The 11988-nt window shown below is 61.1% G+C and carries 14 protein-coding genes; 11 read left to right on the forward strand and 3 right to left on the reverse strand.

Going from position 1 to position 11988, the window contains the following annotated elements:
• The first annotated feature begins 267 nt into the window (after nucleotides 1–267).
• The 3 genes from ACVVH8_RS20345 (at nucleotide 268) to ACVVH8_RS20355 (ending at nucleotide 2810) form a co-directional block, all read left to right on the forward strand.
• Entirely contained in the window at nucleotides 268–726 is a 459-nt protein-coding gene (locus ACVVH8_RS20345; protein ID WP_475225950.1) for a VOC family protein, read from the forward strand.
• Between the two features lie 233 nt (nucleotides 727–959).
• A complete protein-coding gene (locus ACVVH8_RS20350; protein ID WP_475225952.1) occupies nucleotides 960–1835 on the forward strand; it encodes an alpha/beta fold hydrolase in 876 nt (291 codons plus the stop codon).
• Between the two features lie 24 nt (nucleotides 1836–1859).
• The gene (locus ACVVH8_RS20355) at nucleotides 1860–2810 is read left to right on the forward strand and encodes a LysR substrate-binding domain-containing protein (protein WP_475225955.1); all 951 of its coding nucleotides are present in this window, start codon (nucleotides 1860–1862) and stop codon (nucleotides 2808–2810) included.
• 119 nt (nucleotides 2811–2929) lie between these two features.
• On the opposite strand, the gene leuD is transcribed toward ACVVH8_RS20355, so the two are convergent.
• Together leuD and leuC are read right to left on the reverse strand one after the other, a co-directional pair.
• A complete protein-coding gene (gene leuD / locus ACVVH8_RS20360; protein ID WP_475225957.1) occupies nucleotides 2930–3544 on the reverse strand; it encodes a 3-isopropylmalate dehydratase small subunit in 615 nt (204 codons plus the stop codon).
• A complete protein-coding gene (gene leuC / locus ACVVH8_RS20365; RefSeq protein WP_475225961.1) occupies nucleotides 3541–4959 on the reverse strand; it encodes a 3-isopropylmalate dehydratase large subunit in 1419 nt (472 codons plus the stop codon). Before leuC ends, leuD begins: the two co-directional genes overlap by 4 nt.
• A gap of 322 nt (nucleotides 4960–5281) precedes the next feature.
• Here leuC and ACVVH8_RS20370 point away from each other — a divergent pair, with 322 nt between their 5' ends.
• Genes ACVVH8_RS20370 through ACVVH8_RS20405 form a run of 8 tightly spaced genes read left to right on the forward strand, consistent with a single transcriptional unit; the run spans nucleotide 5282 to nucleotide 11542 of the window.
• A complete protein-coding gene (locus ACVVH8_RS20370; protein WP_475225964.1) occupies nucleotides 5282–6481 on the forward strand; it encodes a PepSY-associated TM helix domain-containing protein in 1200 nt (399 codons plus the stop codon).
• Nucleotides 6478–7020 carry a thiamine pyrophosphate-binding protein gene (locus ACVVH8_RS20375; RefSeq protein ID WP_475225966.1) on the forward strand — a complete coding sequence of 181 codons (543 nt, stop codon included), beginning with the start codon at nucleotides 6478–6480 and terminating at the stop codon, nucleotides 7018–7020. The genes ACVVH8_RS20370 and ACVVH8_RS20375 overlap by 4 nt, the downstream gene beginning before the upstream one ends.
• Nucleotides 7017–7358, forward strand: a complete 342-nt coding sequence (locus ACVVH8_RS20380) for a hypothetical protein (RefSeq protein ID WP_475225968.1) — start codon at nucleotides 7017–7019, stop codon at nucleotides 7356–7358. Before ACVVH8_RS20375 ends, ACVVH8_RS20380 begins: the two co-directional genes overlap by 4 nt.
• Nucleotides 7355–7930, forward strand: coding sequence for a DUF6162 family protein (locus ACVVH8_RS20385; protein ID WP_475225970.1), 576 nt, complete (start codon nucleotides 7355–7357; stop codon nucleotides 7928–7930). Before ACVVH8_RS20380 ends, ACVVH8_RS20385 begins: the two co-directional genes overlap by 4 nt.
• Before the next feature lie 35 nt (nucleotides 7931–7965).
• Nucleotides 7966–8895: a metal ABC transporter substrate-binding protein gene (locus ACVVH8_RS20390; protein WP_475225972.1), complete on the forward strand. Its 930-nt coding sequence runs from the start codon at nucleotides 7966–7968 to the stop codon at nucleotides 8893–8895.
• On the forward strand, nucleotides 8892–9737 hold the full coding sequence (locus ACVVH8_RS20395; RefSeq protein ID WP_475225975.1) for a metal ABC transporter ATP-binding protein: 846 nt from the start codon (nucleotides 8892–8894) through the stop codon (nucleotides 9735–9737). Before ACVVH8_RS20390 ends, ACVVH8_RS20395 begins: the two co-directional genes overlap by 4 nt.
• A complete protein-coding gene (locus tag ACVVH8_RS20400; protein ID WP_007917717.1) occupies nucleotides 9737–10636 on the forward strand; it encodes a metal ABC transporter permease in 900 nt (299 codons plus the stop codon). Before ACVVH8_RS20395 ends, ACVVH8_RS20400 begins: the two co-directional genes overlap by 1 nt.
• Nucleotides 10637–11542: a metal ABC transporter substrate-binding protein gene (locus tag ACVVH8_RS20405; RefSeq protein ID WP_475225978.1), complete on the forward strand. Its 906-nt coding sequence runs from the start codon at nucleotides 10637–10639 to the stop codon at nucleotides 11540–11542.
• A gap of 204 nt (nucleotides 11543–11746) precedes the next feature.
• On the opposite strand, the gene ACVVH8_RS20410 is transcribed toward ACVVH8_RS20405, so the two are convergent.
• On the reverse strand, nucleotides 11747–11971 hold the full coding sequence (locus ACVVH8_RS20410) for an MbtH family protein (RefSeq protein WP_475225981.1): 225 nt from the start codon (nucleotides 11969–11971) through the stop codon (nucleotides 11747–11749).
• Nucleotides 11972–11988: the final 17 nt, after the last annotated feature.

Raw genomic sequence — 11988 nt, forward strand, 5'->3', positions numbered from 1 at the left:
ACTTGTGGCGAGGGGATTTATCCCCGATGGGTTGCGAAGCAGCCCCTAAGCCTCCCAGCGCGGTAATCCTGAAAGAATGAATCGGCAGGTTTTAGGGCTGCTTCGCAACCCATCGGGGATACATCCCCTCGCCACAGTTATATAACTGTTCAAAGTGAAGTGACTGCTCGTCGGGCGAAATTCCTGGCCGTGAAGACAGTTCTATAGTGATTCTTCCGCCGATGCGGTACAGCCGCATTTCGTAAAACAACAATCAGGGAGAACGTCATGAGCGTAAAACCCATTCCCGAGGGGTATCACAGCATCACCCCATATCTCGGCATCGAAAAAGCCGCCGAGGCCATCGACTTTTACAAGAAAGCCTTTGGCGCCAACGAAGTCATGCGCTTGGACATGCCTGATGGCCGCGTCGGCCACGCCGAACTGCGCATCGGTGACAGCGCGATCATGCTCGGTACGCCGTGCGATCAGGGCCCCTTGAGCGGCCCGGACAAAGCGGTTTCGGTCGGTTTGCATCTGTATGTGACGGATGTCGACAAATCATTTCAACGGGCACTGGATGCCGGGGCGACGACGGTGTCCGAGGTCAAGGATCAGTTTTACGGTGATCGCAGCGGGACATTGAAAGATCCGTACGGGCATCTGTGGTTTCTTGCCTCGCGCAAGGAGGATTTGACCGAGGAGCAGATCAGGCAGCGGGCGATGGAGATGTTCCAGCAGGGTTGAGATTTGCTGTGTGATCACTGGCCTCTTCGCGGGCAAGCCCGCTCCCACAGGATTTTGCGGGGTGACATAGATAGTGGTCACACTAAAGTTACCTGTGGGAGCGGGCTTGCCCGCGAAGGCGCCATCACTGACAACACACTTCATGACCGGCTACACCACATTTAGCCCCTTGCCCCGAACCCCGGATAATTTCAGGATGCATCTCACAAGCACCCTGAAAAAGGATCAGCCCGATGTTTGCCGGATTTCTCAAAGACCAGCGCCACGTCAACGGCGTCGACATTGCTTACCGTCTCGGCGGTAGCGGGCCGGGCCTGTTGCTGCTGCACGGCCATCCGCAGACCCACGTGATCTGGCACAAAATCGCCGAACAACTGGCCGAACACTTCACCGTGGTCGCCGCCGACCTGCGCGGTTACGGCGACAGCAGTCGACCCGCCGCCGATGCGCTGCACCGCAATTATTCAAAACGCGAAATGGCCCGGGACAACGTCGAACTGATGAAGGCGCTGGGTTTCGAGCAGTTTTCGATCCTCGCCCACGACCGTGGCGCTCGGGTCGCCCATCGCCTGGCCCTCGATCACCCCGCCGCCGTGCAACGCATGATGCTGCTGGACATCGCCCCGACCCTGGCGATGTACGCACAAACCAACGAAGCCTTCGCCCGGGCCTACTGGCACTGGTTTTTCCTGATCCGCCCGGCGCCGCTGCCGGAAACCTTGATCGAGGCCGATCCCGAATCGTACCTGCGCAGCGTGATGGGCAGTCGCAGCGCCGGGCTCAAGCCGTTCACAGAACAGGCGTTCGGTGAATACCTGCGTTGCTTGCAGCAACCGGGCAGCGCTCGGGGGATCTGCGAAGATTACCGCGCCAGCGCCAGCATCGATCTGGAGCATGATCGCGCCGACATTGCCGCAGGCCAGCATCTGAATCTGCCGCTGCGGGTGCTTTGGGGGGCTGAAGGTGTTGTCGGACGCTGCTTCGATCCGCTCGGGGAATGGCAGCAAGTGGCGATGAACGTAACAGGCCAGGCGCTGCCCGCCGGCCACTATCTCGCCGAAGAAGTCCCGCAACTACTGCTCGCGCAAGCGCTGGATTTTCTGCGCTGAACGGAGCCGGCCAATGTCGATGCTATGCTGGCGGCTTCTGCTGCCAGTGCTCGTTTTGACATGACCCAGAAGAAAGACGCCGTGCCCCTGCCCGAAGACCTGCGCGTACTGCTCACCGTGATCCGCAAGAACGGCTTCGCCGCCGCGGCCGATGAGTTGGGGCTATCCCCGGCCTACGTCAGCAAGCGCATCCAGATTCTCGAAAGCACCCTCGGCGCGCGCCTGCTGCATCGCACCAGCCGCCGCGTCTCGCTGACCGAGGACGGCGAGCGCGTGCAGCGCTGGGCGTTGCGCATTCTCGATGATTTCCAGCAACTGCACGACGAACTTGCCGACGCCCACGACAGCCCGCGTGGGCGTCTGCACATCTGTAGCAGTTTCGGTTTTGGCCGCAATCACGTGGCGCCTGCCGTTTCATTGCTTGCCGAACGTTATCCGGCGCTGGAGATTCGCCTGGACCTGTTTGATCGGGTGGTGGACATCATCCATGAAGGGTTCGATCTGGAAATCCGTGTGGGCGACGATATTCCTGGCCAGCACATCGGCCGGCGCCTGGTCAGCAACCGGCGAGTGCTGTGTGCGGCACCGAGCTATCTGCAGCGACGCGGCACACCGCAGACGCTTGATGAGTTGCAGCAACACGATTGCCTGGTGATCAAGGAGCGCGACAACGCGTTCGGCATCTGGAATCTGGATCGCGACGGCACGCAGGAAAGCGTGCGGGTCAGCGGGCCTTTATCGTCGAACAACGGCGAGATTGTCATGCAATGGGCGCTCGATGGGCGTGGGATCTTGCTGCGCTCGTTGTGGGATGTGAAGCCGCTGCTGGATGACGGACGTCTGGTTCAAGTGCTCGAGGATTACCGTCAAAGTGCCAACGTCTGGGCGGTGTACCCGACGCGACTGGCGCATTCGGGGAAATTGCGTGCGTGTGTGGAGTTTTTTCAGGCGCATTTCCGGGATCTGTCCCTGTAGCCCAACCACCATAAAACCCTGTGGGAGCTGGCTTGCCAGCGATGGCGTCGGTTAAGCCAATACAAATGCAAGATGTGCCGGCCTCATCACTGGCAAGCCGGCTCCCACAAGTTACGCTTTCAATTCAGCCAGGGATTGGCGGCCAGATGCTCGCGTTCAAAAGCCTTGATTTGCTCGCGGCGCTGCAAGGTGCTGCCGATGGCATCCAGCCCCAGCAACAACGCCGTCTTGCGCAGCGTATCAATCTGAAAGTCGATCACCGAGCCACCGGCCAGACCGATCTGCTGTGCCTCCAGGTCGATACTGATACGCGCTCGGTCAGGCTGACTGACCAGTTGTGCGATCCGCTGGACCTGCGCCTCTTCCAGGGTAATCAACAACACCCCGTTGCGTTGGCAGTTGTCATAAAAAATCCCGGCAAAACTGCTGCCGATCAACGCGCGAATGCCCATCTGCTGCAAGCCCCACACCGCATGTTCACGGCTGGAGCCGCAACCGAAATTCGCCCCGACCAGCAGAAAACTCGCGCCCTGCCACGCCGGCTGGTTCAACACGAACGCAGGATTGGGCGTGCCATCGGCGAGAAAACGCAAATCGAAAAACACGCCACGATCCAGCCCCTGACGATCGATGCCCTTGAGAAACTGCTTGGGCATGATCACGTCAGTGTCGACGTTGGCCGCCAGCAGCGCTGCGGCCTGGCCGCTGACCTGGGTGAAGGGTTGCAGGCTCATGGGCGTTCTCCAAAGTGGCGGATGTCGGTGAGTCGACCGCTGATCGCAGCGGCGGCGACCATCGCCGGGCTCATCAGATGGGTGCGCGCGCCGGCGCCCTGACGGCCCTCGAAATTGCGATTGGTGCTGGAGGCACAGCGGTCGCCGGGGGCCAGGACGTCGTCGTTCATCGCCAGGCACATCGAGCAACCGGACTGACGCCATTCGAAACCGGCGTCGATAAAGATCTGCGCCAACCCTTCGGCCTCAGCCTGAGCGCGGACTTCGCTGGAGCCCGGCACGATCATCGCCCGCACATGCGCGGCCACCTGTTGCCCGCGCACGACGCTGGCGGCGTCACGCAAATCTTCGATCCGGGCATTGGTGCAGGAGCCGATAAAGGCATGGCTGATGACGATATCGCCTAGCGCCATACCCGCTTCAAGGCCCATGTAATTGAGCGCGCGACGCATGTCCTGGCGCAGGATCGGGTCGTCGATGTCTTGTGGGTCCGGTACTCGCGCACCGATGGCGGCGGCCTGATCCGGGCTGGTGCCCCAGGTGACCATCGGTTCCAGCAGACCCGCATCAAGATGAATTTCCCGGTCAAACCGCGCACCCGGATCACTGCGCAATTCACGCCACGTTGCCACTCCGAGTTCCCACAGTTCACCTTCAGGCGCACGCGGTTTGCCTTTGAGATAGGCGAATACTTTGTCGTCCGGCGCCATGAACGCACCGCGTGCACCGGCCTCGACCGCCATGTTGCAGATGGTCATGCGCGCTTCGACACTCAGGGCAGCAATGGTCGAACCGCAGAACTCGATGGCGTAGCCGGTAGCCCCGGACGCGCCGATCCGGGCGATCAGCGCCATGATCACATCCTTGGACGTGAGCCCCGGCGCCAGTTCGCCATCGACCGTCACGCGCAGGCTTTTCAGGCGTTTGTACACCAGCGTCTGCGAGGCCAGCAGATGCTCGATTTCCGAGGTACCAATGCCGAAACCGAAAGCGCCGAGCGCGCCATAGGTGGTGGTGTGGCTGTCGCCGGCGGCGATCACCATGCCCGGCAGAATAAAACCCTGCTCGGGGGCGATCACATGTTCGATGCCCTGGCGCTTGTCGAGAATGTCGAGCAATTCGATACCGAAGTCCCGACAGTTTTCCGCCAGATATGACACTTGCCGGGCGCCACCCGCGTCGGGCATCGCCGCGACCCGCTGCGGTGTGGTCGGGTTGACGTGGTCGACCACCGCCAGCGCCGTCCCCGGGCGCCATACCTCGCGCCCGGCATCACGCAAACCGCTGAAGGCCTGTGGACTGGTGTATTCGTTGATCACCTGACGATCTATGTACAACAGGACGTGGCCCTGATCGTCGAGGCGACACACCGTGTGCGAATCGATGTGTTTGTCGTAAAGGGTTCTGGGGGTCATGAACAGCACTCACGCAGGGAATCCGGGTGAGCTCCATCATAGGCAGCGGCGAGTTGCCATCAATCGGCAGACAGTGATCGCGTCGTCCATGAATCGTGTTTGATCTGCCGGGCACCGAGGTCCCGTCCCCTGCGGTAATTGTGCTGACCAAGCGAATTGCGAAACATTTGCTTTCATATCGCTTTTCGGGATTTACCACGCTCATTCGTCCTATAGAGATGCAGGCCGTTCGCGTAGGCAAAAGCCACGAGCGCCTTTCGGGGATTCCCGTGCTGCGAAGCCCGTAGCCCGCTCCCTTCCACCGAAAACAAGACGCGCAATCATGTCGAAGAAATCCCGTTCAAAACTATGGTTCCTGGTGCATAGCTGGCTGGCGTTGCCGATCTGGTTTTTTGTCCTGATCGTCTGCGTGACCGGGACACTGGCGGTGGTCAGCCAGGAAATCGTCTGGCTGGCCAACCCGCAAATGCGCGCCAGCCAGCCGTCGGATGACGCCCCGCTGCTCAGTTACGATCAGGTGCTGGCGGCGATCAAAAAAGCCGAGCCACAGACAATCGTCGAAAGCATCAGTCGTCCGGACGAGTCGCACTTTGCCCTCGATGTCGAAGTCAGCTACCCCGACGGGCGCTCGCTGACGGTCTACGTCAACCCGTACACCGGCGTCATCCAGGGCACCGCGCCCACCTTCGACTTCAAGGCTTTCACCCGCGCCCTGCACGGCTGGTGGCTGGTGCCGTTCACCAACGGCTACAGCTGGGGCTGGTACCTGGTGTCGTTTCTCGGCGTGCCGATGCTGGTGTCATTGATTACCGGCCTGGTGGTCTACAAACGCTTCTGGAAAGGCTTTCTGCGCCCGACCCTGCGCGTGCGCCACGGCGCACGGATTTTCTGGGGCGACTTCCATCGACTGTCCGGTATCTGGTCAATCTGGTTCATTGCGGTGATCTCCATCACCGGCATCTGGTTCCTGATTCGGGCGTTCCTGTTCGACAACCAGATTTCAATCTCGAGTGAACCGATCATTCCGGCCATGTCCCGTGAAAGCGTGCCGATTTCCGCAGCCGGCACGCCGCCCCCGCGCATCAGCCTGGATCGCGCCGTCGAAATCGCTCAGCAGGAGATTCCGGGACTGGAAGCCAGTTTCGTCAGCCTGCCGGGTAACGCTTACAGCCACATGAGTGTCGGTGGTCGCGGCTGGTATCCGTTGATGTTCCAGACCGCGACACTCAATCCGTACAACGGTGATATGGCCGCTTCACGTTTGCTCTCCGATCGCTCCTCGCTGGAGTTCGTCACGGAATCCATGCGCCCGCTGCACACCGGTGACTTCGGCGGTATCTGGATCAAGCTGATCTGGTTTTTCTTCGGCCTGCTGCTGAGCATGATGGTGCTCAGCGGCTTGCTGATCTGGACCAAACGCACTGCCCTCGCTACCGCGAACGCGCTCAAACGCGAGGACAAAAAAAACCGCACAAAGGCACAAGCGGTCATGAGCCGTGAACCTTCGGAGGCCACCCAATGAACAAGTCCAAAACGACCGCGGCGCCCTCGCCACTGGCGCGTTTCTGGCGCAAATGGCGGTTTCATATCAACATCCTGTTGCTGTTGATCCCGCTGGGCTTCATGCCCAAATACTTCGCCGACGCTTCGCTGTTTCGCGGCGACAGCGGCCTGGGACAACATGAAATCGGCAATATCCAGGTCGGGCCATGGAGTCTGCGCCTGGCCGAACTGCGTGACCAGGCCCCCATCCTCACGGGCCCGGCCGGCTACATGAAAGACTTCAGCGCAGCCCTGTGCGATACCTGTGTCGAACAGGTCAAAGCCACCTACCTGCGCATCGGCAAGCCGCGCAGCCTGCGCGCAGCCGGAACCATCTTCTTTGGCACGCCCTACCGCATGGGCACACAAATGCCGATCCCGGAAAAGACCAAAACCGACGCAGAACTGTGGATCACCATGGAAGGCTGGGACGGCAGCATGCATCAGGCCTCGATTCCCCTGAGCCAGGCCTCCCCCGCCACTGTCGCCTGGCTGAATAAACAAGGAGCCAAACCATGAGCCCTGCCAAACATCCTTCCCGCCTGCGGCTGGGCGCCGCGCTGCTGGTCCTGTGCGCCGGTTTCAGTGCCAACGCCCTGGCGCACAACCCGATGTGCGAATGCAAAGCCATCGACGCCGAGCAGATCAAATGCACCGGTGGTTTTTCCGACGGCAGTGGCGCACCGGGGGTGACCCTTGACGTGATCGGCTACGACGAAACCATTCTGGTGCCGGGCAAGCTTGGTAGTGATTCGACGCTGACCTTCAAGAAACCCGGCGCCGAGTTCTACGTGCTGTTCGACGCCGGCCCCGGCCACGTCGTCGAAATCGACCAAGCGGATATCGAAGCCCCATGACCACGCCCACCACACAAATCGTGCGCCCGGCCGGTGCCGGTCATGAAACCCTCAACGTTCTGCTGCTGTGCCTGCTGATCCTCGCGCTGGCCGGTTCCGTGGTGGCGTGGCGCGGGGTGTCCCATGACCCGGAACCGGTCGCGAGCGATCAACTCGATGCTCGCCGCGACCTGAGTGCCGCCGAGCAAGGCATTTATGCCGACCTGCGCGTGACCCTGGACGAAATTCGCTTGCTGCGTGAAGAGCAGAAAACCCTGCCGACGCCACAAAACCTCGCGGATGAAGGCTTTGCGCCGTTTGCGCAGGACGCGAGTTCCGTCAGCCGTGGCGGTCATGCCTGGCAAATGCAGGCAGACACCGCCTACTTCGGCCACAGCCAGACGCCTGCCGTTGCCGGTTCGTTTCTGATGCGCATCGACAGCGACGACAAGGCTGCGCCGGATATCTGGCTCAACCGTGACGCCGCTCTCACGGCGCCGCAGGATCTGACCGACGCTGCGCTGTCTGTCGCTGGCTGGAAACAGATCGTCACGCAATACGATGCCGGGGTTACCCGCGAACATCGCCATTGATTCCTCGCCCTCAACCGAGAGAAGACCGTTTGCCCATGTCCAGTTCATCGCCTCGTCGTCCTTTATTGCGTCTGTTTCTGTTTGGCCTTTGCGCCTGTCTGCTGAGCCCGTTGGCCAGCGCCGATGAGGCCAAGCGCCTGCGCATCGGCATTACCCTGCATCCTTATTACAGCTATGTGGCGAACATCGTCGGCGACAAGGCCGAAGTCGTCCCGTTGATCCCGGCCGGTTTCAACCCGCACGCCTACGAGCCGCGCGCCGAAGACATCAAGCGCATCAGCGGCCTCGACGTGATCGTGCTTAATGGCGTGGGCCATGATGACTTCGCCGACCGCATGATCGCCGCCAGCGAAACACCGAAGATCAAAACCATCGAGGCCAACGAAAACGTGCCGCTGCTGGCCGCCACAGGAGTCGCCGCACGCGGTGCCGGCAAAGTGGTCAACCCGCACACCTTCCTGTCGATCAGCGCCTCCATCGCGCAGGTCAACAACATCGCCCGGGAGTTGGGCAAAATTGATCCGGACAATGCCAAGACCTACACCCAGAACGCTCGCGCCTACGGCAAACGCCTGCGGCAGATGCGTGCCGATGCGTTGGCCAAACTGACCCAGGCGCCGAACGCCGAACTGCGTGTCGCCACCGTCCACGCGGCTTACGACTATCTGCTGCGCGAATTCGGCCTGGAAGTGACGGCCGTGGTCGAACCTGCACACGGGATCGAACCGAGCCCCAGCCAGTTGAAGAAAACCATCGACCACCTGCGCGAACTGGACGTTAAGGTGATTTTCTCGGAAATGGATTTCCCGTCCACGTACGTCGAAACCATTCAGCGTGAGTCGGGTGTGAAGCTGTACCCGCTGTCGCACATTTCCTACGGCGAATACACCGCCGACAAGTACGAAAAGGAAATGACCGGCAACCTCGACACCGTGGTGCGGGCGATTCAGGAGTCGGGGGCATGACTGGAAAAGAAACCCTTTCTGACACCTCCAAATCCCCTGAGGGAGCGAGCCTGCTCGCGAAGGCGCCCGATCAGCCAACATTTTTATCGAATGACGCACCGCTATCGCGAGCAGGCTCACTCCTACAGGGTTTCGGGCCGACGCTGGATTTTGCGGGGGTTTGCCTGACGCTGGGCCGCACCACGATTCTCGACAACGTCACCTTTCAGGTTCAGCCCGGCAGCGTCCATGCACTGGTCGGTCCCAACGGTGGCGGCAAGAGTTCGCTGATCAAGACCCTGCTCGGACAGATGCCGCACCAAGGCCAGCTCAGCCTGCAATGGCCCGGCGAGCCCGGCACCATCGGCTACGTGCCGCAGGCGCTGGAGTTTGATCGCGGCTTGCCGATGACCGTCGACGATTTCATGGCTGCGATGTGTCAGCGCCGCCCGGCGTTTCTCGGTTTGAGCAAGCACTACGCCGGCGCCATCGGCGAGGCGCTGGAACGGGTCGGCATGCAGGACAAACGCAAACGGCGCATGGGCGCACTGTCCGGCGGCGAACGTCAACGCGTGTTGCTCGCCCAGGGTCTGATCCCTGCCCCGCAATTGCTGGTGCTGGATGAGCCGATGTCGGCCCTCGATGAGGCCGGGATCCAGGTGTTCGAGCGCCTGCTCGGCGACTGGCGCGCGGCGGGCATCACCGTGCTGTGGATCGAGCATGATCTGGAAGCAGTCGGGCGTCTGGCCAATCGCGTCACCGGCCTCAACCGTCGCGTGCTGTTCGATGCCACGCCACAACAGGCGCTGACCCCGGAACGTCTGCTGAGCCTGTTTTCAACCCATCCACGGAGCGCTGTCTGATGAGTTATGAAGCCTTTCGCTTGATGGTTCAGGGCTGGGCGTCCTCCGGTTACCTGCCGGAAGCGCTGGCCTATGGTTTTGTGGTCAACGCGCTGCTTGCCGGTCTGTTGATCGGCCCGGTACTGGGCGGACTCGGTACGCTGGTGGTGGTGAAACGCTTTGCGTTTTTCTCCGAAGCGGTCGGCCACGCCGCCTTGACCGGGGTGGCCATCGGCATTCTGCTCGGCGAACCTTACACCGGACCGTATGGCAGCCTGTTCGGCTACTGCCTGCTGTTCGGCATTCTGCTCAATTACCTGCGCAACCGCACCGGCCTGGCGCCGGACACTCTGATCGGCGTGTTCCTGTCGGTATCGCTGGCGCTGGGCGCGAGTCTGCTACTGATTCTGGCGGGCAAGATCAACGTGCACATTCTGGAAAACGTGCTGTTCGGTTCAGTCCTGACCGTCAATGGCAATGATCTGGCGGTGCTGGCCATCGTCGGTTCACTGGTCATGGCTCTGGCGCTGCCGCTGTACAACCGCATCATGCTGGCCAGCTTCAACCCTCAGTTGGCCGCCGTGCGCGGCGTGGCGGTGAAGACCCTGGATTACCTGTTCGTGATTCTGGTCACGCTGATCACTGTGGCGGCGGTAAAAGTCATCGGCGCGATTCTGGTCGGCGCGTTGCTGGTGATTCCGGCAGCGGCGGCGCGCTTGCTCAGTCAGTCGCTCAAGGGCTTTTTCTGGTGTTCGGTGCTGATCGCCACCGTCAGCACGCTGTGCGGAATTCTCGCCCCCATCGTATTCGATCTGCCGATCCCGTCCGGCGCCGCGATCATTCTGGTCGCCGGCATTGCTTTCGCCCTCGCCGCCATCGCGCGCGGGGTTGTCCCGAGTCTGAAAGGGAATCTTGGATAAATGACGTTTTCATTGCGCAACCTGACCCTGGCCATGGCCCTGTGCGGCGTGGTCTGCACACCGCTGATGGCCGCTGAAAGCAGCAAGCCCTTGCGGGTGCTGGCCTCGCTACCGATCACCTACGGCTTGGGCGAAGTGCTGCTCAAGGGTACTGACGTCAGCCTCGAACGCGCCGCGCCGGCAAATTTGCCGGGTAGCCGACAGACCGCCTATTTCACCGGTCGCGGCGCCCCGGCGCTGAGCAAACTGGCGACCGGGGCTGACGCGGTGATCGGCGTGCGTTCGCTGTGGGCCGATGATCCGCTGTATCCGATCGCCCGGCGCAGCAACATCCGTATCGTCGAGGTCGATGCCGCACGCCCGGTTGATGGCGCCCTGCCCGGCATCGCCGTGCAACCGGGCTCGAAGGTCGATGGCTTGAACAGTCAGCCGTGGCTGGCGAGCAACAATATGGGACGCATGGCCGACGTGATGGCGGCGGATCTGGTGCGTCTGGCACCGGCTGCCAAACCGAAGATCGAAGCGAATCTGGCGGCGTTGAAACAGCGCCTGCTCAAACTCAGTGCCGACAGTGAGGCGCGTCTGGCCAGTGCCGATAACCTGAGTGTGATGAGTCTGAGCGATCACTTCGGTTATCTGATCGGCAGCCTGAACCTGGAGCTGATCGGACAGGATCCACGTCCTGATAGCGAGTGGACGCCGGAGGATCTGAAGCATTTGACGGCGACGCTCAAGGACAATGATGTGGCGGTGGTGTTGCATCACCGGCAGCCTTCGGACGCGGTGAAAGCGGCGATTGCCGAGTCGGGTAGTCGTCTGCTGGTGCTGAGTGCCGATGCGGCGGATCCGGTGGCTGAGCTTGAGGGGAATGTGGATCTGCTGCTCAAGGGATTGAGCGGCGCGTAATCGCACTGGAGACCGAGTCATCGTTCATCGATGGCAAGCCAGCTCCCACAAGGGTTTGTTGTGTTCCACAAATGGTGTACACACCGCAAATCACTGTGGGAGCAGGCTTGCCAGCGATGGGGGGTTAAAAGGCACCACAAGTTCCAGCCATGAAAAAACCCGCTGACTGTCACCAGTCCAGCGGGTTTCTTTTTGCCGGTCAGCTTATTGAACTGCAGCCTGTGCTTCCATTTTCTGGCGCAGGCTCAGTGGGCGCATGTCGGTCCAGACTTCTTCGATATAGGCCAGGCACTCCTTCTTCAGGCCGCTTTTGCCCACGGTGCGCCAACCTTCAGGCACGGCTTTGTAGTCCGGCCAGATCGAGTACTGCTCTTCGTGGTTGACCACGACCTGAAAGAGGATGTCCTCGCGGTCGAAAACTGACGTCATGCTGGTTCTCCATCGTT

The organism is Pseudomonas trutticola BRTCR10 (assembly GCF_056155105.1).

Bases quoted from the DNA above. Each gene is read 5' to 3' on its own strand.
- ACVVH8_RS20345 (WP_475225950.1), top strand. From the start codon at position 268: ATGAGCGTAAAACCCATTCCCGAGGGGTATCACAGCATCACCCCATAT.
- ACVVH8_RS20350 (WP_475225952.1), top strand. From the start codon at position 960: ATGTTTGCCGGATTTCTCAAAGACCAGCGCCACGTCAACGGCGTCGAC.
- ACVVH8_RS20355 (WP_475225955.1), top strand. From the start codon at position 1,860: ATGCTGGCGGCTTCTGCTGCCAGTGCTCGTTTTGACATGACCCAGAAG.
- leuD (WP_475225957.1), bottom strand. From the start codon at position 3,544: ATGAGCCTGCAACCCTTCACCCAGGTCAGCGGCCAGGCCGCAGCGCTG.
- leuC (WP_475225961.1), bottom strand. From the start codon at position 4,959: ATGACCCCCAGAACCCTTTACGACAAACACATCGATTCGCACACGGTG.
- ACVVH8_RS20370 (WP_475225964.1), top strand. From the start codon at position 5,282: ATGTCGAAGAAATCCCGTTCAAAACTATGGTTCCTGGTGCATAGCTGG.
- ACVVH8_RS20375 (WP_475225966.1), top strand. From the start codon at position 6,478: ATGAACAAGTCCAAAACGACCGCGGCGCCCTCGCCACTGGCGCGTTTC.
- ACVVH8_RS20380 (WP_475225968.1), top strand. From the start codon at position 7,017: ATGAGCCCTGCCAAACATCCTTCCCGCCTGCGGCTGGGCGCCGCGCTG.
- ACVVH8_RS20385 (WP_475225970.1), top strand. From the start codon at position 7,355: ATGACCACGCCCACCACACAAATCGTGCGCCCGGCCGGTGCCGGTCAT.
- ACVVH8_RS20390 (WP_475225972.1), top strand. From the start codon at position 7,966: ATGTCCAGTTCATCGCCTCGTCGTCCTTTATTGCGTCTGTTTCTGTTT.
- ACVVH8_RS20395 (WP_475225975.1), top strand. From the start codon at position 8,892: ATGACTGGAAAAGAAACCCTTTCTGACACCTCCAAATCCCCTGAGGGA.
- ACVVH8_RS20400 (WP_007917717.1), top strand. From the start codon at position 9,737: ATGAGTTATGAAGCCTTTCGCTTGATGGTTCAGGGCTGGGCGTCCTCC.
- ACVVH8_RS20405 (WP_475225978.1), top strand. From the start codon at position 10,637: ATGACGTTTTCATTGCGCAACCTGACCCTGGCCATGGCCCTGTGCGGC.
- ACVVH8_RS20410 (WP_475225981.1), bottom strand. From the start codon at position 11,971: ATGACGTCAGTTTTCGACCGCGAGGACATCCTCTTTCAGGTCGTGGTC.